The 21,177-nt window shown below is 40.3% G+C and carries 13 protein-coding genes and 1 pseudogene; 7 read left to right on the top strand and 7 right to left on the bottom strand.

What is annotated here, in order from left to right; all coding sequences use genetic code 11:
- The 5 genes and pseudogenes from DSM106972_RS45215 to DSM106972_RS45200 form a co-directional block, all read left to right on the top strand.
- On the top strand, positions 1-559 hold a 559-nt coding region (locus DSM106972_RS45215), incomplete at its 5' end, for an RNA-guided endonuclease TnpB family protein (RefSeq protein ID WP_148129277.1).
- A 200-nt stretch (positions 560-759) separates the two neighbouring features.
- Positions 760-2,022, top strand: a complete 1,263-nt coding sequence (locus DSM106972_RS45210) for an ATP-binding protein (RefSeq protein WP_127086845.1) — start codon at positions 760-762, stop codon at positions 2,020-2,022.
- Between the two features lie 41 nt (positions 2,023-2,063).
- Positions 2,064-3,428 (top strand): annotated as a pseudogene (locus tag DSM106972_RS54430) (tetratricopeptide repeat protein); the annotation flags it as partial.
- Between the two features lie 129 nt (positions 3,429-3,557).
- Entirely contained in the window at positions 3,558-4,889 is a 1,332-nt protein-coding gene (locus tag DSM106972_RS54425; protein ID WP_233787196.1) for a P-loop NTPase fold protein, read from the top strand.
- A 264-nt stretch (positions 4,890-5,153) separates the two neighbouring features.
- Positions 5,154-5,924, top strand: coding sequence for a hypothetical protein (locus DSM106972_RS45200; protein ID WP_127086843.1), 771 nt, complete (start codon positions 5,154-5,156; stop codon positions 5,922-5,924).
- Positions 5,925-5,978: 54 nt separating this feature from the next.
- Here DSM106972_RS45200 and DSM106972_RS45195 read toward each other — a convergent pair whose 3' ends face one another.
- Both DSM106972_RS45195 and DSM106972_RS45190 read right to left on the bottom strand, forming a co-directional pair.
- Positions 5,979-7,037: a tetratricopeptide repeat protein gene (locus DSM106972_RS45195; RefSeq protein WP_127086842.1), complete on the bottom strand. Its 1,059-nt coding sequence runs from the start codon at positions 7,035-7,037 to the stop codon at positions 5,979-5,981.
- 82 nt (positions 7,038-7,119) lie between these two features.
- Positions 7,120-7,752: an RNA polymerase sigma factor gene (locus DSM106972_RS45190; protein WP_127086841.1), complete on the bottom strand. Its 633-nt coding sequence runs from the start codon at positions 7,750-7,752 to the stop codon at positions 7,120-7,122.
- 216 nt (positions 7,753-7,968) lie between these two features.
- Here DSM106972_RS45190 and DSM106972_RS45185 point away from each other — a divergent pair, with 216 nt between their 5' ends.
- Positions 7,969-8,556, top strand: a complete 588-nt coding sequence (locus tag DSM106972_RS45185; protein ID WP_127086840.1) for a hypothetical protein — start codon at positions 7,969-7,971, stop codon at positions 8,554-8,556.
- Positions 8,557-8,653: 97 nt separating this feature from the next.
- Here the strand turns inward: DSM106972_RS45185 and DSM106972_RS45180 are convergent, their stop codons facing one another.
- The 4 genes from DSM106972_RS45180 to hisD all read right to left on the bottom strand — a co-directional run bounded on the left by DSM106972_RS45180 (position 8,654) and on the right by hisD (position 13,807).
- Positions 8,654-10,402 (bottom strand): serine/threonine-protein kinase, encoded by a 1,749-nt coding sequence (locus tag DSM106972_RS45180; protein ID WP_127086839.1) that lies wholly within the window; start codon positions 10,400-10,402, stop codon positions 8,654-8,656.
- 91 nt (positions 10,403-10,493) lie between these two features.
- The gene (locus tag DSM106972_RS45175; RefSeq protein ID WP_127086838.1) at positions 10,494-11,816 is read right to left on the bottom strand and encodes a protein kinase domain-containing protein; all 1,323 of its coding nucleotides are present in this window, start codon (positions 11,814-11,816) and stop codon (positions 10,494-10,496) included.
- 72 nt (positions 11,817-11,888) lie between these two features.
- A complete protein-coding gene (locus DSM106972_RS45170) occupies positions 11,889-12,314 on the bottom strand; it encodes a universal stress protein (RefSeq protein WP_127086847.1) in 426 nt (141 codons plus the stop codon).
- Between the two features lie 167 nt (positions 12,315-12,481).
- Positions 12,482-13,807 carry a histidinol dehydrogenase gene (gene hisD, locus DSM106972_RS45165; protein ID WP_127086837.1) on the bottom strand — a complete coding sequence of 442 codons (1,326 nt, stop codon included), beginning with the start codon at positions 13,805-13,807 and terminating at the stop codon, positions 12,482-12,484.
- Positions 13,808-15,320: 1,513 nt separating this feature from the next.
- Here hisD and DSM106972_RS45160 point away from each other — a divergent pair.
- Positions 15,321-16,934 (top strand): cellulase family glycosylhydrolase, encoded by a 1,614-nt coding sequence (locus DSM106972_RS45160; RefSeq protein ID WP_127086836.1) that lies wholly within the window; start codon positions 15,321-15,323, stop codon positions 16,932-16,934.
- A gap of 98 nt (positions 16,935-17,032) precedes the next feature.
- Here DSM106972_RS45160 and DSM106972_RS45155 read toward each other — a convergent pair whose 3' ends face one another.
- Positions 17,033-21,082, bottom strand: coding sequence for a DNA-directed RNA polymerase subunit beta' (locus tag DSM106972_RS45155; protein ID WP_127086835.1), 4,050 nt, complete (start codon positions 21,080-21,082; stop codon positions 17,033-17,035).
- Between the last annotated feature and the right edge of the window lie 95 nt (positions 21,083-21,177).

The following is a 21,177-nucleotide window of genomic DNA, read 5'->3' as shown; positions in this document are numbered from 1 at the left end:
CCATCTCGACAAGCTAAAATCAAGACATGATAAATCTGTTGGTCGTAATTTTAAACGACTAAGATATAAGTTAAGACAGGGTATGGAAAGAATTAGAACAAGGATTAAAAATCTACGTTCTGAGTGCCATAAACAAGTAGCTTCTTATCTTGGCAAAAACTACGACGTAATTGTGCTTCCAAGTTTTGAAACTTCTGAAATGGTTGTTAAGAAGAAAAGGAAGTTAAAAAACAAAACAGCACGAGCAATGATGACTTGGGCGTTCTATCAGTTTTCTCAAACCTTAGAACATTTGTGTAACCGCTACGGTTCCAAATTGGTAAGAATAACTGAAGAATATACTTCAAAGACCTGCACTAAATGCGGTCATGTTCATAGAAAACTAGGTAGTTCTAAGAACTTTAAATGCCCAAATTGCGGTTATGAAATTGACCGAGATTTTAATGGAGCCGTGGGGATTTTCCTCAAGGCGATGTGGGATACCACCTTCACTGACTCTGTTGGTGATGTTGTACTAAACATTGAGAATGTCTTAGATGTTCAAAAATGTCCAGGTTAAAAGTATCAGTGACAATGAAACTTATGTTTGATTTTTGAAATTATGCATTTACTCTTCCTTTGCGTACTTTGCGTCCTTTGCGGTTTAATTTTAAATATGTGTTAATCAATTAAAGATGTTGGGTTGCGCTGCGCTCCACCCAACCTACAGAATTTTTCATCTAAAATATATGTAACAAATTTCCTTCCCTCCACATAAACATGTCAAACCCTTACTATGTCGGTGGTCCAGTACCTCTAGAGTATTTTTTTGGACGCGCTTCAGAAATTACAACAGCGTTTGACCAAATTTCTAAACGCGCGCACTTAGCAATATATGGTAGTCCTGGTATGGGAAAATCGTCTTTGCTCAGATACTTAGCGGCGCCTGAAATTTGGAAGAGACGAGGGAAGGACATTTCCAAAGTATTTATAGTCTCACTTAGCTGTGCTGGTATTAGTCCGTTTACTCCTTCAGGGTTTTGGCGCGAAATTTTAAATCGTTTATACGATGATGCGAATGAAGCTTTACGAGCCGACATTGACCAGATATTGGACGATGAGCAAGTAGAAAAAGGAGATTTACGACGTATTCTCAAAAAAATTGGGCAGCAAGATAAGTTTTTATTACTCCTACTCGATGACTACGATGCAGCGTTGCGTACTAATGACCAGTACACCGAAGTGGAAATGCTGACTTTTTTGAGTGAGTTCCGTGACTTAGCGGTTCATAGCAACGAAGGTAGATACCTCTCTACTGTTGTCACTACTTTTCGGCGCCTCAATGAACTCGGTCCCACTATCACACCCGGTGGTTCTCCCTGGTACAATCATTATTTATTTCGATTACTGCGACCATTAACGACTGATGAAGTTAGCAACCAGTTGTTCGTTCAAATTTCTGGTTTATTTAGAGAAGGTGTTTTAAAGATTATTGATGGACATCCAGCTTTACTGCAAAATGCTGGTTATTTGCTGCATGAGACCCTGGAAGCAGGGCAAACTCCCAACATAGATATTTTTACACGAGACTTTGAAAGCGCTACCGAGCAGTATTTTCGAGATACGTGGAGATTTTCTACTGATGAAGAACAAATTTTATTAATGTTAATCGCACTTTGTAATTTACAAGGTCGTTTGAATAGAAATACTCGTTACGGTTTGGGTGATGTTGACCTTGTTTTTAGTCAGCGCAGTCGAGAACTTGTTGACTTGGAAGAACGAGGTGTAATTCAGCATACAGTTTCTGAAGGCAAAACTGTTTATAGTTTTACTTCTTCGATGATGGAGTGGTGGGTTATTCAAGAGATTCAAAATAGCAACGAAGAAAAACTACTAGCACGAGAGAGAGTTTTTCTCAATTTGATGAGTCGTGAACAAGCACAAAAAACACAGCAAGCTATTCGCTGGTTATGGCAAAATAAAGATACTGTTCAATCTGTAGTTATTACTGTTATTAAACAGTTTTTTGGCGCCCCCGCTTAGTTAGATTTGCTGCTAAAATCAAAGTAAGGGAGGTATTGCTGATGGTGTTCTCGGCTACTCAGTATTCAGAAAATCCTTACATAATTGGGCGCCCAATTTATGAACCAGAATTCTTTTTTGGGCGTGAAGAACTGTTTAATTTTATTAAGGATAATTTAAATCAGAAAGTACAGGTTATTTTGCTGCATGGTCAGCGGCGAATTGGTAAAACTTCTGTTTTATCTCAGATTCCTAATTTTGTTTGTTTAGATAACTTTGTGTTTGTACTTTTATCGTTAGAAGGTAAAAGTCAAAAATTGCTACATGAAGTTTTATATGAATTAAGTGAAGATATTTTTGACTACTTTGATTTTACGAAAGAGCAAGTAAAATTACCCACTAAAGAAGCACTAAAAGAAGATAAATTAATATTTTTTGATGATTTTTTACCTCAAGTATATCAGGCACTAGGTAATAAAAATTTAGTACTTTTACTTGATGAGTTTGATGTTTTGGGTGACTCACACTCAGATTCGGCGGTAACTCATTTTTTTCCTTTTTTATTATCGGTTATTCACAGGCAACCGCAGCTTTATATTATACCTGTAGTAGGGCGGCGCCTGGATGATATGCCAAACCTGCTCTCGTTGTTTCGACAGGCGCCTACTCAAGAAATTGGTTTACTCGATAAAATTAGTGCAGAACGTTTAATTACTAAACCTGCGAATAGTAGTTTAATTTATGAACCAGATGCTATTAATGCCATTTTAGAATTATCAGCAGGACATCCTTATTTTACTCAGGTGCTATGTTTTGCGCTGTTTAGCCATGCTAGAGAAAAACAAAAACCTCATATCACACGCGCAAATGTATATAACATTATTAATCAAGCAATCGAAATTGGCGAAGCTGGATTAACATGGTTTAGAGATGGTCTACCAATACCAGAGCGGGTTATTTTCTCTACGGTTGCAGAAATGCAGCAAGAAAAGTGTAAATCATCTGTACTTCAAGGTACACCATTAGCGTTACTACAAAAACATGGAGTTATTGCTTCAGAAGCATTACACAAAGCAGAAACTCGCTTACTCGAATGGAATTTCTTAGCAATATTTGATGATGCTAGAATGCTACAAGCAAGTAGCTATGTAGTAACCGTCGAGTTAGTTCGTCGTTGGCTCATTAAACGTTGTCCATTACGTCGAGAAATATGGGAATTAGAAAAACTTGATGAATCACTTGTTCATTCTATATACGAACAAGCCATTAAACAGCGGCAAATAGGAGAATTTTTAACAGCACTTGAATTATTACAGCAGGTTTTAACGATAAACCCTAATCACTTTCATGCACTGTTTGAACTAGCAGAGTTGTATTTTGATATTGGAGATTATTCTCAAGCTGTAGAACTTTATACTAGGGCGCATAAAATTGACCCGGTTCGTAATCATGAAGCTTTAGAGCGTGCGAAACAAAGTTATGCAAATCAAGGTAAACAGTATAATACATTCCGTGGCGCCATTGGTAATGTTCGTGAATCTAGCACTGGTTACAATATTCCTCGACTTGACCTTGAGAAATTTTATCAAGCTTTCAATCCAAATAGACCTTTACTGCGAGAAAATGCTTTAGAGCAGAAATATTATGTTGATTTTGCGTCGGTGCGGGGTGGTAAAATAGCAGAGTCTTTAGCACGCACAATTACGCGCATATCTCCAGAGGCGCCTACATGTCAGTTACTAACAGGTCATATTGGTTGTGGTAAGTCAACCGAACTGCTGCGTCTCAAAGCTGAGTTAGAGCAGCAAAGCTTCCATGTCGTTTATTTTGAATCTAGCTATATATTAGATATGGTCGATGTCGATTTAATTGACATCCTGCTTGCCATTGTCGAACAAGTTGCCGAAAGTCTCAAACCTATCAACATTCGTTTCGAGTCTAACTACTTTAATAAGCTATTTGGAGAAATCAATAATTTCTTGCAAACACCTCTCGACTTGGAACTCGAAGGGTTCTCTGCTGGTGCAGCTAAAATTACCGCAAAAACTAAGGAAAATCCCAATCGTAGACGACAACTGCGTGATTATCTAGAACCTCACACAGATAATATCCTGCAATTACTCAATCAAGAGCTTTCAAATATAAACACCCAGTTGAAAGCAAAAGGTAAAAAAGGACTAGTCGTTATTATCGATAACCTTGACCGATTAGATATTCATACTTTACCTTCTGGACGTTCGCTACCAGAACATATATTTCTCGACCACAGCGAGGAATTACGCCGGATAAATTGTCATATTGTATACACTGTACCGATGTCCTTGGTTTTATCGAATGACAATGCTTTGCTACAAAACCGTTTGGGAGGAGGAGTGGCGCCGCGCGTATTGTCTATGATACCAGTACGACATAGAAATGGAGAAATTAATAGTGTGGGATTAGCGCTGATGCGACAAGTCGTACTCGCACGTGCTTTTCCAGATGTAAGTCCAGATATGAGTCCTGTTGAAAGATTAAAGTTAATCAAGCAAATATTCGACTCGCACTCAACCCTTGACAGGTTGTGTTTAATAAGTGGAGGTCACGTTCGAGATTTACTGGGACTTGTATTTGAATGCTTACGTGAACAAGACCCACCTTTTGAGCGAGACACAGTAGAAGCAGTTATTCGACGCTATCGAGATTTTCGGGCAAATCCAATTGATTCTCAAGAATGGGATTTAATATTTGAAGTTTTAGAAAAGCAACATATTAAAGATGATGTTAAATACCACACGCTATTAAATAGTCTGTTTATCTTTGAGTACCGCGATACAGACGGTTCTTGGTTTACAATTCATCCTATCTTGGCAGAAACAAAGCAATTTCAATCGTGGTTAGCTTCATAAATCTAACTAACTTTTAATCTTTCCTAGGGCTGATTATACCCTTCTATAGACTTATTTAAACTCATATTGACTTCACTTCTAGAGTTAGAGGTATATATCAGTAGGAGTTGTTAATTTAGGAGTGTAATCATTAATTGGTTCGTGTATATAACGCGAGCTAATTAAATGTGTTTAAATTTTAACGAATAAAAAATTTATTCTCAGCAATCATTAACTTTTAGTTGACATTTGGAATTTAATTTAGACATTCAGGAGAAGAACGCAATGAGTCTTAAATCTAATAAATCACGTAATTCTGCTAAATTATTCGGCGCCATCTTTGGTGGAATGCTTATTGGTTTACCTGCAATTGCAGTAGCACAGCAGGCGCCTGTTAGGAGTGCAGGTTCTAAAATTAATCCTTGTCCAAGTATTTTTTACGAAGAACCCCACAATAACCGAGTGATGGTTCCCCAAGGATGTACGCCGAATGCCTATACAACCCGAATGAATGCTACTGGAATGGGCATGTCTAACTCCGCAGTGGCGCCAACTCCCGACCAAACACGCTTAGGTGTTGGTGGTGAAGCACCACAACCTTTAAACTATCCAAACCGTGGCATCCCCAACAGCCAAATAGATAGTAATACTGGCAGACGTGTAAATGGGCCTGCTGGTGGTTATACCAACTCAAGACAGTCTCAACAAAACCAAAGCAATTTGGGTGGTCGATATCAGAATGCTGTTGCAGCAGTATCTCCTAGTGATGGTCGCGTTACTGTTCGTTTAATTAACAATACTAATGCACCAATTGTCTTCCAAGCAGTTGGTGATACACAATTACGTACTTTAGCTGGTCGTTCTGAGATAGCACTGCAAGGTCTACGAGTTCCTACAACAGTTACCTTCTATCGTCAAGACCGTGGTTTATTGATGGTGACACCTAGAAGTTCTGAGTCTGGAATGTTGGAAGTGACTATGCAGGAAACTACTGATTTCGCAATGGATAGAACTGCACTGCGAATTGAAAATAATGGAAACGTTTTCCTTAATTAGTATCCTGTCTTGTGGGATGGACGGGGCTTGCGATGCCCATCCCACAAGATTTTGCTATTTTTTCAGTATTCGCGTTAGCCTATCAACTAAATAAATCTCTTTTTTGCTATCTTCGAGGGTGCGTGATATCACTATTGCTCGTTCGTAGAAGTTGCGTGCGGTTTGATATTTACCTTGTTGTTCGTAGAATTGAGCATATGATTCAAAGGTTATAAGTTGCTCTCCTAGGTCTTGCCCTTGTTTCGCCAGTTCTAAACGCTGTGCCAATAATTCAAACGCGCGTTCGTTACGTCCAACTGAGGTGTGCGCTGTAACTAGTCCATCGATAGCACGATATTCGTTTACACGGTCTCTTGTCATTTTCGCTAGTCGTAAAGCATAGCCAAATGTGCTAATGGTGTTTTGGTAATCTCCAACCGCTTGGTATGCTTCGCCCAAGTTATTATACGTATTCGCAAGAGCTATTGGGTCACGGGTTTGGCGCCTGTAGGTTAAAGCATTTTCATAAAGTTTAATCGCTTTGTTGTAATCACCTAGTCGTGCGGTTGCTAAACCAAGATTACTCAACGATAAACCCTGCCCTTCAATTTCCTTAATGCTGTTTGCTATACTTACAGCTTCTGCAAATGCTTCAAAAGCAGGCGCCGTGTCTCCTTGTTGTAATAGTAAACTACCTACGTTATTTAAACCAAAAACTTGACCCCGAAGGTCTTTAGTATCTCGTGCAACTGCAAGACGGCGTCGTGCTGCGTCTTCTGCTTCTTTAAAGCGTCCTAGCTGAATATACGCTTGACTAAGTAAGTCAAAAGCTAAACCCTCTGCTTTTAAATCATTTTTGAAGTAATAAAGCTCTAACGCTTTTAGTAATGAGTCAACTGCCTTAGAAGGCGCCTGTTGTTGGAGTTGCTGTTCTGCTATACGCAGCAAAGTATCCGCGTCATCACGCATCTCAGGCATTACCCTTAACTGTCTTGGGTAATGAAGTTGTTGGGTAATATCGGCGGCATTTGCTACTGCTGGTAAAAACAGAGAAGTTAAAAGAAGAGTGTAAATATAGGGCTGAATTTTAATTCTTCGCCTGCTTGAAAATAAAGATACTAGTGTTTGACTCATAAAAAACTTCCCGTAGTCGGGTTTAAGTAAAAGAATTTAGAAACTAATTATTTTTACAAAAAGAACACACATGACGGTAATACTACTGAGAAGCTGCCGGAAGAATATTATCGCCTAAATATATGGCTCGTATGTCTGTCGGCAATTTGTCTTCTAACATACGATAACCTTCCTGAAGAAAATTTGCTACTTCATGAGGCGCAATACTCTCACCCTCGGCTTGAAGGTAAGCAGCAATGCGGGTTTCGCTCCAATGAAATGTTTGTGCCATCAAAACCATTAAGCGCAGCACTGGGGGTAATTGTTCCAAAGCTTGTTCGACATAGCACCATAATGGTGGTGATGTCGCTTTGAGTGAATAGTGAATTGCTTCTGTGGGTGGTAATTCAATTTCGTTGATACAATAAGCTGTCATGTTAATCAGCCAATTTTGCAGCGTTAAGTTCTCGTTAATCTGCTGATTTAAATCAAGACCAGCAAGTTCATGGTACACATGTTTCCATGTGAGAGCAAATAAATAATCTGCTTGAACTGGTGAGCGAGCAGAATGGCGAATCAAGGTGTAAACTATAGGACTATAGCGGCAAAACATCGCCGTGAAGAACTTACCAGCCTCCGGATGCTGCTGGAATAAAGTTAACAGTTCATGGTCGCTATGGTGAAACAGTGATTTCACAAGCGGGTGGTTAGCTTCGGGGAAGTGTGGTATTTGCACGGGTCGTAACGAAAGATAATTGAAATTTGTTACTAATAACTAAAATAAGCAAGATAAAGTTTAGTTATTTTTTGCCTATTTTGGGGAAGGTATGATTAAAGCGCAACCGTTTAGACTTGTTTGTAATTGATACACTGGAAACACAGACTTATAATTTAAGTCCTAATCTCCATACAATTTGTCATTGGCTCCTTTATATAAAACACTCCGGTTTTCATGTTTATAGCAGTTAGTTTAGCTCCCTTTCCTCACCTTACCCTGGCGTCGTTCTTGCCTGCGCTGGATGGTTTAATGTCCACCCAAGGCATTATGGTAATGCTGCTGGCAGCTTATGCTGGCGCCATGTGGATGTTTTTGACTAGTGCGCCAAAAGTATACACGGTAATGGTGTCAGATTTAGAAATCGCTCGACAATTATACGAAGGTTTGCTCGATTTACCTGCTGCTGAAGTACCTCTGCACTATTACTATAATTACGAACAAACCATCGGCGCCGCCGGAATTGACCCTTTATACATGTCAACAACTCCCAGCTATTCGGGAAGTCGTAGTATGAGTAATGCAAGTGAGGGGCTTTGGTATCAACTCAAGAAAAATACCCAACTACACGTTATTACAGGCGCCAGTCTAGGTGCCAAAAATCAACAGCGTCACGTTTGTTTCGACAACGATGCACTAGAGTTGATTTTAATGCGTGTGGAAGTACGCGGCTTGAAATTTAAAATTCGCAGTCGCAAGCCCATGAACTTTTTGGTTAAAGATTATGATGGGCGCGTTATTGAAATGGCAGAAGTTGCAAATTAGTAGAAAGTGCTGAGTGCTGAGTGCTGAGTAAAAAGCACTCATAACTCATAACTCCTAATTCCTAATTCCTAATTCCTAATTCCTAATTCCTAACTAACTATCGAGCATCACTAATTAGCCATTGGTTAGACTCAGCGTCCCATACCAAGGAAAAACGTACCGAAGCAGGAGCTTGTTTACCATTCCTAAGCACATAATTCAATTGTGCATCGACTGTAGCTCTTGAGTCATTTTGCTCTACTAAATTAATTCTATCTACTTGAACTTGTTGAACTTGTCCATCCCACCAACCAATGTATGAATCAAAACCTCTAGGGTGAAGTTTACGATTACTTCGCAAAGTCGGAGTCAACTGATTCCAAGTTTTTTGTAAGTTTTTATTATTAATACCGTTGTAATAATTTTCTACAAACTCTGTTGGTGATGATTGTGCTTGTGGTGGATTTGATGGTGTTTGTTTTGGTATTACTGTAGGAACAACTACATCTGGAGCTTTTGTATTTGTAATTTCAGGTGTTGGAGTTGGAGACAGTGATGGTAAAGGTTCTGTTGTTTCAATTGGTGTTGAAGTATCGGTTGGAAATTCTGAATCTATAGGAGTTGGAACTACTTCTGGTTCACGTGTTCGGATTGGTCTAGGGGTAATTCGATTTTTAGGTCTTGATATTACAGGTGGTTCAGAGTCGTCTAGTGTTGGAGATGGTGTTGGTGTTTGCTCGCTCAATGTTGCAACAGGTGTAGGGTCTGTATCTGCAACTTGTTGACCTTGACGATTTAACATTGAAGCTAGAACTATTGCACCACTAAGTAAACCAGCACCAATTACGGCGCCTATTATAATGCCTTTTGTATTACTCGAACGTGGTATTTGAGGTGCATTGTTTTGATTAATGGGTGGTGTATTTGGTTGTTGGTATTGTTGGTATTGTTGGTTCGCAGGACTGATGGGAACCGTATTTTGTGGTGGTGGATAAGAAGCTTGGTTATAGTTGGGGGGTTGGGAGTAAGGGACCGTTGGTATAGAAGCGGAATTTTGAGATTGTAAAGCAATAAGCATGTCTCTAGCACTATTGAAGCGATGCTGAGGCACAAACTGTATGGCTTTATCTAACACCATTGCAAAACCTGGTGTCAAAGAACTTGCATACTGGCGCCATAATATTACACCTGTCGCTGGGTCGTTTGGTATTTCCTGGGGCAATTTACCTGTTAGTAAAAAAATTGCCGTCATTCCCAAACTATAAATATCACTAGCAAACATTGGTCTACCTACCGACTGTTCACTAGGCATAAATCCTGGTGTTCCAATTACTATTGACCTTGTGGAATTACCAGAGGGTGTAACAACTGTACCAATTGTCTCCTTCACGGCGCCAAAATCTATTAGTACTGGTTTACCATCAAGGTGACGAATAATGATATTATCAGGTTTGATATCACGGTGAACAATACCTCGACCGTGAACATAATCAAGTACAGGTAAAAGACTAATTAAAATATCGCGAACGGCATTTTCACTCATAACACCCTGAGATTGGACTTTGGCGTTGAGAGTTTGCCCTTCGATATATTCTTGAATTAGGTAAAACTGTCCATTTTCAGAAAAATAGGCATATAGCCGGGGAATTTGATTACTATTATCACCAAGTTCCTCTAGAATAGCCGCTTCGCGCTGAAACCGTTCCTTAACAAGTTGGTAAATTTCAGGATTGTTATTGATTGGTTTTAGCTGTTTAATGACACAGCGACGCTTGGATGGCATTTGAGTATCTTCAGCAAGGAAGGTTTCTCCAAACCCACCGCTTCCTAGAGTCTGTATCACGCGATAGCGGGTATTGAGCAGCATTACAGTAATTGAGCGTTCATGACAAGGGTGTTGCCTTAATATTCTACAACTTCTGTATAAATCAGCAGTGTATCACTGACCAGTTATAAATTTACCTAAAGTAGTGTAGATTATTTTTTGTTTGATATTGATTAATATAGGCAGCGTTATTCATTTCTAAATCTGATAGAAATTTTGAGGAGTCAAATTCTTTTGGAGAGTATTGCGGACGATACCACGACTGTTGATTAAAATGGCTTTGTAATCCTGGAGTGTCAAAACGGCGCCCTAATCGCGCAAAAATAGAATTACGCATTATATCCAACTCCAAAGCACTTTTTCCTTTTAAATCAGCATCGGTTACTGGTCGTTGTGATAGCCAATAATAATCATTACTAACTATATTTGTAGGTATTTTTGTATCTGTAACTTGAAAAGGAGAAAATTTAGTAATTAAAGGTAAAATTATTAAGGCGCCAATGATTCCTGCCAAAATTAAGCTAGCACTAGAAATCCTATTTCGACTTTTACTTGTAGTAGTAACTGGTGGCAGTGATGTTTGTGGCGCTACCTGTACTGTTTTATGTACTGTTTCTTGGACGTTATGATATATCGTTTGTGCAGTGCTTTTCAAATCATAAAGCATGTCTGACGCACTTAAGTAGCGTTCACGGGGATGATATCTAATTGCTTTATCTAAGATTTGCTTCAATGCAGGACTAACTTGAGAAGCAAAATTATCCCAAATTATTTCCCCTGTTTGGACATCGGTTTCTAACTCGTGCGGTTGTTTACCTGTTAGTAAATAAATAGCTGTTATACCCAAACTATATATATCGCTTCCATACATTGCCCTACCAGCTGCTTGTTCAGATGGCATGTAACCTGGTGTACCAATAATAATTGAGCTAGTGGGTGTACCTTGGGAGTTTAACACAGTCGCCATCGATTCGCGCACGGCGCCAAAATCAATCAAAACTGGTTTACCGTCTTGGCGCCGCACAATAATATTATCGGGTTTAATGTCACGGTGAATTATATGTTTGGTGTGAACGTAAGATAAAACAGGTAACAAATTTACAAGCAATTCACGAACTTGATTTTCATTCCACAATCCTTGATGTAAAAACTTGCGCGTGAGAGTATCACCTTCTATCCACTCTTGAACTAAGTAAAATTGCCCATCTGATTGAAAGTAAGCGTATAAAATAGGTATTTGTGTATGGGCGCCACCTAATTCTTCTAATATTGCTGCTTCGCGTTGAAAACGTTCTTGTACTAGCTGATAAATTTGGGGATTATTTTGAATAGGTTTAAGCTGCTTAACAACACAACGACGGAGTGATGGCATTTGGGTATCTTCTGCTAAAAAAGTTTCACCAAATCCACCACTTCCCAGAGTTTGTATTACACGGTAGCGGTTGTTAAGTAGCATTTGCAGTGTATAATTTGTTTTATACTAGCAAAATATTACTAGTAGAGACGTTACATGTAACGTCTCTACAATTTAACCAGGTTTTACAACTAAAACAGAACAGGGTGCATCTTCAACTACTTGACTGCTGACAGAACCTTTAACAATGCGTGTCATCCCTGTTAAGCCACGACTACCTATTACAATTAGGTCGGCTTTATAAATATTGCCAAGACGGATGATTTCTTCTGCGGGGTCGCCAGTAACTAGTTCAATATCGCTATCGACTCTTAATTCGCTTTGGTATAATTGTAGCTGTTTTTCAACTTGTTGATATAAAGTAGCCGACGGTTCGGGATGTGGACGGTCACAAGGAAGGTCATCTAACGAGTTTGATGTTGGAAAAACATGACAAAAAATAATTTTACCATCGCTCGGAAGTACCAAACGATGTACCGTTTCAATTACTCGGTCGGCTATTCCCGAATCGTCCAAAGCCACTAAAATTTTGTTAAGCACCACTGTCAACCTCCGAGGAGCGCTCCTGGACTAAAAGTACCAAGGAAAGGTTTGTATTACCCTAAACTTTTAGTTTGCAGCCTAATGGGCATTTTTGCCAAAATTAAGCAGGAAAAATTAACAATTGATGAAGTGGAAGTAGGGGTATGCCTCCCCTGCTTTTGACCCTAATCTGGGTTATCTAACTCAGAATCTGATTCTTTCTGTACTCGGCGCCTTACTGAATCAGCGTGAGAAGGTAAACCCTCGGCAGTGGCTAGAGAATCGATGGCGCCTGCGACTTTGGCGAGTGCTATTTGTGAGTACTGAATAATGCTTGAGTGCTTTAGAAAAGTCTCGACACCAAGCGCAGAAGCATATCTAGCAGCACCTGAAGTAGGAAGCGTATGGTTAGGGCCAGCTAAGTAGTCACCAACAGCTTCGGGAGTGGAATGTCCTAAGAAAATCGCACCTGCGTGACGTATGTCGGTTAACAACGCCCAAGGGTCTTCGACTTCTAACTCCAAATGTTCGGGTGCAAATTCATTCGATAGTTCAGCTGCGGCTGATAGCGATTCGACGACTACGATTAAACCATAGTGAGCAATCGATTTTTCAGTATCTAGTTGTCGCGGATGGTCTACTAGCTGTCTTTCTACTGCCACTTGGACATTTTTGGCTAGTTTTGCATCAGTTGTTAGTAATATGGCTGCTGCCATTGGGTCATGTTCGGCTTGCGCCAACAAGTCAGCGGCAATATGAACAGGATTTGCCGTTTCGTCAGCGATGATTAGTACTTCGCTTGGTCCTGCCAGGGAGTCAATGCCAACAGTACCGTATACTAGCTTTTTGGCTAGGGTAACGTAAATATTACCTGGGCCTGTAATTACATCAACTTTTGGTATTGTTTCAGTACCATACGCCAACGCACCAATAGCTTGGGCACCGCCGATTCTGTATATTTCATTAATACCAGCTTCGCGTGCAGCTACTAATACTGCTGGGCTAATACCTTTTCCTGTACCTGGAGGTGTCACCATAACAACGCGAGGGACACCAGCGACTTTAGCCGGAATGGCGTTCATGATTACCGTACTTGGGTACGATGCGCGACCACCAGGTACATATAGCCCTGCACGGTCTACAGGAGTGTAACGCTTGCCAAGAACAATATCATCATCACCAAAGTGTACCCAGCTTTTAGGGACACGCTGACGATGAAATGCCTCGATTTGCCGACACGCGAGCCGAATTGATTCAAGTAGTTCTTTTGACACCGCTTCGTAAGCTGCGTCGATTTCTGAGGCAGAAACGCGCAGTTCTGGTGCTTTTAAAACTTGATTGTCAAATTCCGCAGTGTAATGCAATACAGCTTTATCGCCTTGGCGTTGGACTGCTTGCAACACTTCGCGTACTGTTGCTTCTTTATGAACAACTTGTTCTGAGTGAGTGCGATCGCAGATGCGTTGTAGTTCTGCTCGAACGTCTGCCTGCTGAGTGATGATTCGCAGCATGGAGTAAGGACAATGCCAACTTTAAGAATATACCCGGTGTGAGAATGAGTTTTACTTAAAACCACTGGAGAGTGGAAGCTTAACTCAAACTTTCTTTTCTAGCTTAACCTGGATTTTTTTTTGACACTACAAGTGCAAGTTGACTTGCCGCACATAGTTATCATTATTTGATTTTCGGTTGGCTAGTAGTCAATGGTATGATACCGATAGATATCACCCATAATACTCGTACAAATTACATAGTTAGAATAAGCTTAAGCCGCATGGGTAATTGGGGATAAGTAAATGATAACAAAAATGCTTGTTTTTATGACTTTATTGCTAGTCTTTGGTCTTGAGCCAAAACGCGCGGATGCTTGACTGTGTTACTTAATAATTATAGAACGTTCCAACCACCCTCCTTTACCTGACTACTATGCTCGATAAATAGCACGCCTGCGTTTCAGGTCAAAGTCAAAAACAGTGACTTAATGCTTGAGTATTTAATTGTAACCTATTTTAATTTATATCACACATTTAATTTTACAACTTAATAATTACAGAGCTTAACGGGGCACCGCAAACGAAGATGCCCATAAATCGTCAATCATGCCGTTTTTGTCTAACTCCCTTTCATGGAATTATTTTGTTTTATCGTCATTACTGTAAATTCTATTATCTGTACGTTTCTTTAGCTTTTGTCATAACCATTTTACTCAATTAAGTATAAATACTTGTATAATTGAATTTAGCATTGAATCAAAAAACGTTAATAGATTTAAATAATTTGTTATGAAAGTAGCAAACAAACATATATATGATTAAGTAGTTAAACTATTTCATAATAGTTGGGAACATTTTTAATAAAGCAGCCATCGAGATATATATAGCTCACAATATAACTCGATTAAAGTTTGTATACCCGAATTTATCCCCCTAGCCCCCCGCTCTCTTCGCGGGGAAAAGAAAACTTAAAGCCCCCGAAGTCGCGAAGGTTTGGGGGATTAGATTTTTAACCGAGCAGTATTGATATAACTCAAAAAGTACATAGTTAAAATTATGGTATTTATACATTATCCCTATAAATATATATTTAACATAATAGTAAATCAATGAATAGTTATAATAACAAACATCATGAAAATAGAGTAGATAAAATTTATAAAATGAAAAAAGACTTCAATTTTAGCAAGAAATAATGCTTACAACGTACCTGATTTTAAATCTCAGTTTAAATCAATTGGCAAGTAAAATAATTTTTTAAAATTTGATTACTGTATTTGCTTTTAACACAATAAAAATTGACTTAGGTAAAGACAATGTGAAGTATATGTAAAGTAATTATATAAATATTGTTCGACTAATATTAAGAGTGCTAACTAAAATTAGTTGGTAGGGTGGACGAACAATGGCGCTGTGCATATGATGGGAATCATATGTATAGCTGATTGGTAGAGCGCAAACTTTGTGACAGGAAAATATCCAAGTGGCAAAGGAAATCTTGGTACACATACAATGCTATATACCCCCCAATATGAAAAGGCGAAGAATTCAGTTTTACCAACGATTTTTTGTATTTACTGTTGCATTAGTTGTGTTGTTGAGTGGGTTATTGAGTCAATTACCTAACAGCACGATGGGCAATACTGCTATTGCTGCGATGAATGTTGAGTTTCCACTATCTACAAATGGAACAAGAATTATTGACGCGAAAGGAAAGACTGTTTTACTCCAAGGTGTAAACTGGTTTGGGATGGAAACTGAAACTCATGTACCGCATGGATTATGGTCACGTGACTATAAAGAAATGCTTTCTCAGATTAAAAGTTTAGGTTATAACACCATTCGCTTACCCTATTCAGTCGAAGCACTACGGAGTGATAGTATTTCTGCTGTTAATTACACAATAGGCAGTAATAAAGAACTTGAGGGTAAAACACCCCTTGAAGTGATGGATATTGTTGTTAAAGAAGCCGAACGTCAAGGGTTAATGATTGTTCTTGATAGTCACCGTCTTAATACCAAACGTATTCCGGAACTGTGGTATGGCGATGGTTTTACCGAAGCTGACTGGATTGACACCTGGCGCCTATTAGCGCAACGCTACAAAAATCAAGCTAATATCATTGGCGCCGACTTGAAAAACGAACCACATGGTCGAGCAAGTTGGGGTACAAATGACCTAAGTACAGACTGGCGCCTAGCTGCCGAGCGCGCAGGGAATGCGATTTTGAGGATAAATCCCAACTGGTTAATTATTGTTGAGGGAGTAGAGTTAAACGTACCAGGACAAAAGTTAACTAACCATTGGTGGGGAGGTAACTTAGAAGGTGTCAGACGTTTTAGAGTGCGGTTAAAAAAACGCAACAAAATAGTTTATTCGCCACACGAATACGGGCCAGGTGTGTTTAATAAGCCTTATTTTTCCGATAAAAGCTTTCCCAAAAATATGCTTCAGCGGTGGGAAACAGGTTTTTATTACATTGAGCGTCAAAAAATAGCACCAATTTGGATTGGTGAATTTGGTGGTAAACAAGTAGATAAAAGTTCAATTGAGGGTATTTGGCAAAATAAACTAGTTGATTTTATCCGCGATAAAAATTTAAGTTACGCCTACTGGAGTTGGAATCCTAATAGTTCCGATACTGCTGGAATTTTGCTCTCAGATTGGCAAACAATCGACGCTCCTAAGCAAGTAATGCTTTCGAGGATATTGCCAGTTAAGTATAAGCCACCAGTACCAGTTGCACGTACAACAAATGGGCCAACAAAACAACTACTTTTGGCGCCTGTATCATCACCTACATCTGCTTCTCGTTTATCTTCTTCCTCTGGGCAGCTTCAAGTAACAACAACAACAGACTCTGATTGGCAATCAGGATTTTGTGTGACTTTTAAAGTAGGAAATTCTAACTCAACAAAGGTTCAAAATTGGCAACTCACATTCAATATGGATAAAGCTGCTATTAACAACTCTTGGAATGGCACCTTCAAACAGAAAGGCAGTGAGTACATAGTTACGCCATTAGACTGGGGACGGGTAATTGAGCCAAATCAAGTTCGTGATCTTGGTTTTTGTGCCAATAAATTAAATAGTGGTGGCGCCGATTATCTACCGCGAAACGTCAAAGTCACAATCGCATCCTAAACCAGTATACATATATACACAATAGAGACCGTAAATTTACGGTCTCTATAATTAGGGGGTTCTACAAAGATATTTTGAAAGAGAAAGACAAATTGTCTTTATTCTTCAAAATCATCTTCTTCTGCATCATCAGGTTCATCTTCTTCGTAGTCGTCCTCGTCAGCAAGGTCGCTAACTTCTGACACCATGAAGTCTTCATCATCAAGAATGGAGTTATTACGACGAGTTGAGCCACCGTAGCTACCATCAACAAGACCTGGAGCATCTAAGTTATAGTTACGTGCGGTACGGTCATCAAGAACCATGTCGAGAGAGTCTTCGACCTCATCTAAAACACCAGTACCCATATCAGTTGAGTAGTCATCAACGATACCAGGCTCCTCGTAAGTATTGAAACCTGTACCTGCGGGAATCAAACGTCCAATAATTACGTTTTCTTTCAAACCGCGCAACCAGTCAGATTTCCCTTCGATTGCAGCTTCCGTTAATACCCGTGTTGTTTCTTGGAATGATGCGGCAGAAATAAAGCTATCGGTATTCAAAGATGCTTTAGTAATACCTAACAGCATTGGTGTGTACTGGGCACGGGCGCCACCTGTAATTGCCATTGCTTCGTTAACCTGCTCGATTTGGCGCAACTCAACCAACTCACCAGGTAGCATTGTCGTATCACCACCATCATCGACGCGCACTTTAGAAGTCATCTGACGAACGATAACTTCGATGTGTTTGTCGGCAATATCAATACCTTGAGATTGGTATACTGATTGCACTTGGTCAACGAGGAAGTTTTGAACTTTTTGTAGAGCAACGCTAGCACAGGCATAAATACCGTCTTCATGACCAAGGTTGAAGAACAGTTCCAAGATTTCGTGGGGGTTAGCAAGACCATCGGTTAGTTGTTGCCCAGCCGAAACCTGTTGACCATCGGAGATTATTAAGTTTTGTCCGGGGCCAAGATTGTAATCTGTAACAACGCCGTTTGACTCAATAACTTTAAGTCCAATTGCTTCATCGCCATCGCCATAAACGACTTTGACTTCGCCACTGCGTTTTGCCAATATACAAGCTTCTTTCGGTTTGCGCGCTTCGAGCAATTCCTCAATTCTAGGTAGACCTTGGATAATGTCCCCAGTTTTGGCACGTTCAAACACGAGTAGTACTAAGTTATCACCCCGTTGTACTAAGCCACCATCTTCGACTTGGAGTACTGCACCAGGACTAACGCGATAAGGGCGCCCGATACGTATTTTGATGGTTGAACCAGAAGTCGCTAACGCGGCTTCTGAGTTTGCTCCCCCGTTATCTGTACCAGAAGATACGCTTATTACTTGTCCAGATTCAGGAGCAAATACTCCTGGTGCAATGGCAGAACCTTCAACTATTAAGTCGCCTTTATTTACGAGAGGCGCCCCAGTTGCGGTTAAGTTTAGAACATCGTTGTTACGTAAGACTAAACAACGACGAACAGCTTCGGCGCCTTTTTGGACACCGCGCACAACACCACCTTCTTTACATAGAATTTGGGTGCGAGCAACTACAGCATTAGGAGCAATGGTTTGTCCATCTTCGACTTCAAGATTAGTTTGTGTCGATCCTTGAGTTGCATCTGCGGAAATATCGCGACGAATTACGAGTGATTCGAGGATTACTAATTGTAAACGTTGAATATCAGAGTCTTCACTATCTGGTACTAATTCGATGTCCGCTGCCAATGGTGAAGCATTGTGGTCTTGGTCTCCTACGGAATCGTCGATTTCTAATACTAACTGTGTACGTAGAAGTTCTACACCTTCTACTGACTTAACGCGCTCTGAGTCTTTGTATGGAAGGCGTTGTACAGCTCGTAGTTGAATCGAACGTCCCGTGTGTTGACTTACAGATGTTGTTGATGGCACATCTGGCTCGCTAGGTACAGCAAATTCCACAACAGGACGTGATATTAATGCCGGACCTTCGGGTGATTCGACGTACTCGATATATCGTAGTTCTGTGGCGACTTGCCCCATCAACTCTTCACCAGGCTGTACAAATGTTCCATCGCGTCCCATTACTGCTTCTGGGTCATCGGCCATTAGTAGTTCACCTGGTTTTACTACGACTTCGCGGAGAATGTCGTTTTTCTGGGTGACTTCGATAACACCGCTATTTTGACAGAAGATGTCTTTAACAATTTCATCGCCAGCGTTGACAAATTGACCATCTTCGACAAGTAACAATGAAATATCTTTGTTAACTTCGTGTGTTTCTTCGGGTATCCATAATAGGCTACCGCCAACGGTGACTTCGTAACCAAGTTTGGCTTTGCCCTTTTTCTGGACTTCCACACCTGCGAACTTGAGTAAACCACCTGTGGTGGTACGGTAGCGGTCGTCAATAAGTTCTGCGACGACTTGACCGTTTTGCACTTTTGTACCCGGAGTTGCACGTAGGTTAAATACTTGGTTATTTCCAGTTGTTACCAAATAGTTATTGCGACCTTGAGTACTTTCTTTAGTTACGGTTGCCGAGTCGAGAACTACCGAAGCGGTAATGATTTCGATTTCTCTAGTATTTTTACCTGGTTCAATCGAAGGCAAACGTACTACACCACCATGAACTGTTGTAAGTTGGGTTTCTGCGAGTACCCCGTTTGTTTCTATACTCGAACCGTTATTTACAACTAGTTCGGCGCCTGGTGGTAAGTTATATACGTCACCCGACAAAATCCATATCAAACCACCCCTAGATGCAGTGGTAGTTGTGTTGCCTTGACGGTCGGTTTTTTGTTCTGCGACAACTTCAGAAAATTTAACTTCACCTGCAAGGTCGGTAGCTACGTCTTTTACTGCTTTTTCGGTGTTACCACGTCCACGTCCAGGTAATAAAACTTCTGCAACGAGTTGCCCGACTTTAACTTTTTGACCACTGTTGACGTAAAGTGTACTTCCTTGGGTAATAGCAACTTCGGTAACGGTGCCCGCGCTATCTTCAATTGTGATGTTACCGTTGGTTTCTACATACAAAGCATCTTCACCGTGACGAGTTCGGTAAGGACGTGTTCGTAATTTTTTGGTAAACTTAACGGCGCCTTCGTGTTCAGAGCGAACTTGTTTAGCAACCTCACCAGTGAATACACCACCTGTGTGGAAAGTACGCATGGTTAACTGGGTACCAGGTTCACCGATACTTTGCGCGGCAATGATTCCCACTGCTTCGCCCAAGTCTACCATTTTGGCGTGTGCCAAACTCCATCCGTAACAATGTTGACAAACACTTCGCGCAGCTTCGCAAGTCAGAGGAGAACGTACTACTACCCATTGCACACCAGACTTTTCAATACGTTTACCTAATTCCTCGGTAACGGGTGTATTACGTTCGGCAATAATTTCTTTAGTTTTGGGATGACGAACTTGTTCACCAATTACTCGTCCCATCAAACGAGTTGCCAAAGGTATTAAGGTTTTATCACCTTCGGTCATAGCAGTAATTGGAATACCACGGTCTGTACCGCAATCTATTTCCCGAATAATTACGTCTTGAGATACGTCCACCAAACGACGGGTAAGATAACCAGAGTCCGCTGTACGTAACGCTGTATCAACTAACCCTTTACGGGCACCGTAAGAAGAAATAATATACTCAGTAACAGTTAACCCTTCACGGAAGTTAGTTTTAATTGGTAAGTCAATAATTTCCCCTTGCGGATTTGCCATCAAACCCCGCATCCCAACTAATTGCCGTACCTGGGAAATATTACCACGGGCGCCAGAGAACGCCATCATATATACAGAGTTAAGAGGGTTGGTACTCTTAAAGTAGCGAACAACTTCGTCTTTAAGTGCTTCACTTGTACCGTTCCAAGTATCAATTACCTTTTGGAAACGTTCAACTTCTGTGATTTCACCACGAGTGTAGCGTTCTGTTGTAGCGCTAATTTCTTCTTCAGCAGCTTCAAGTAAACTACGCTTGGTTGGAGGAACCATCAAATCATCAACACTGATGGAGACCCCTGCTTTTGTCGCATAGCGAAAACCCAAAGCTTTGAGTTTATCTGCCATTACTGCTGTACGCGCTGTTCCGTAATTAATAAAAGACCAAGAAATTAAATTACGTAGTTGACCTTTATCAACTACACGATTACGAAAAACATAATTCTCGTTAGCCATAATATAAGTTAAAAGTGCTGAGTTTTGAGTGCTGAGTTTTGAAGTGCTGAGTATTGAAGTGCTGAGTTCTGAGTACTTCTTATACTCAGCACTCA

The sequence above is a fragment of the Dulcicalothrix desertica PCC 7102 genome, from assembly GCF_003991905.1.
Taxonomy (GTDB): Bacteria; Cyanobacteriota; Cyanobacteriia; order Cyanobacteriales; family Nostocaceae; genus Dulcicalothrix; species Dulcicalothrix desertica.
The sequence above is the reverse complement of the archived record's forward strand: the minus strand, read 5'-3'. Positions and strand labels throughout refer to the sequence as shown.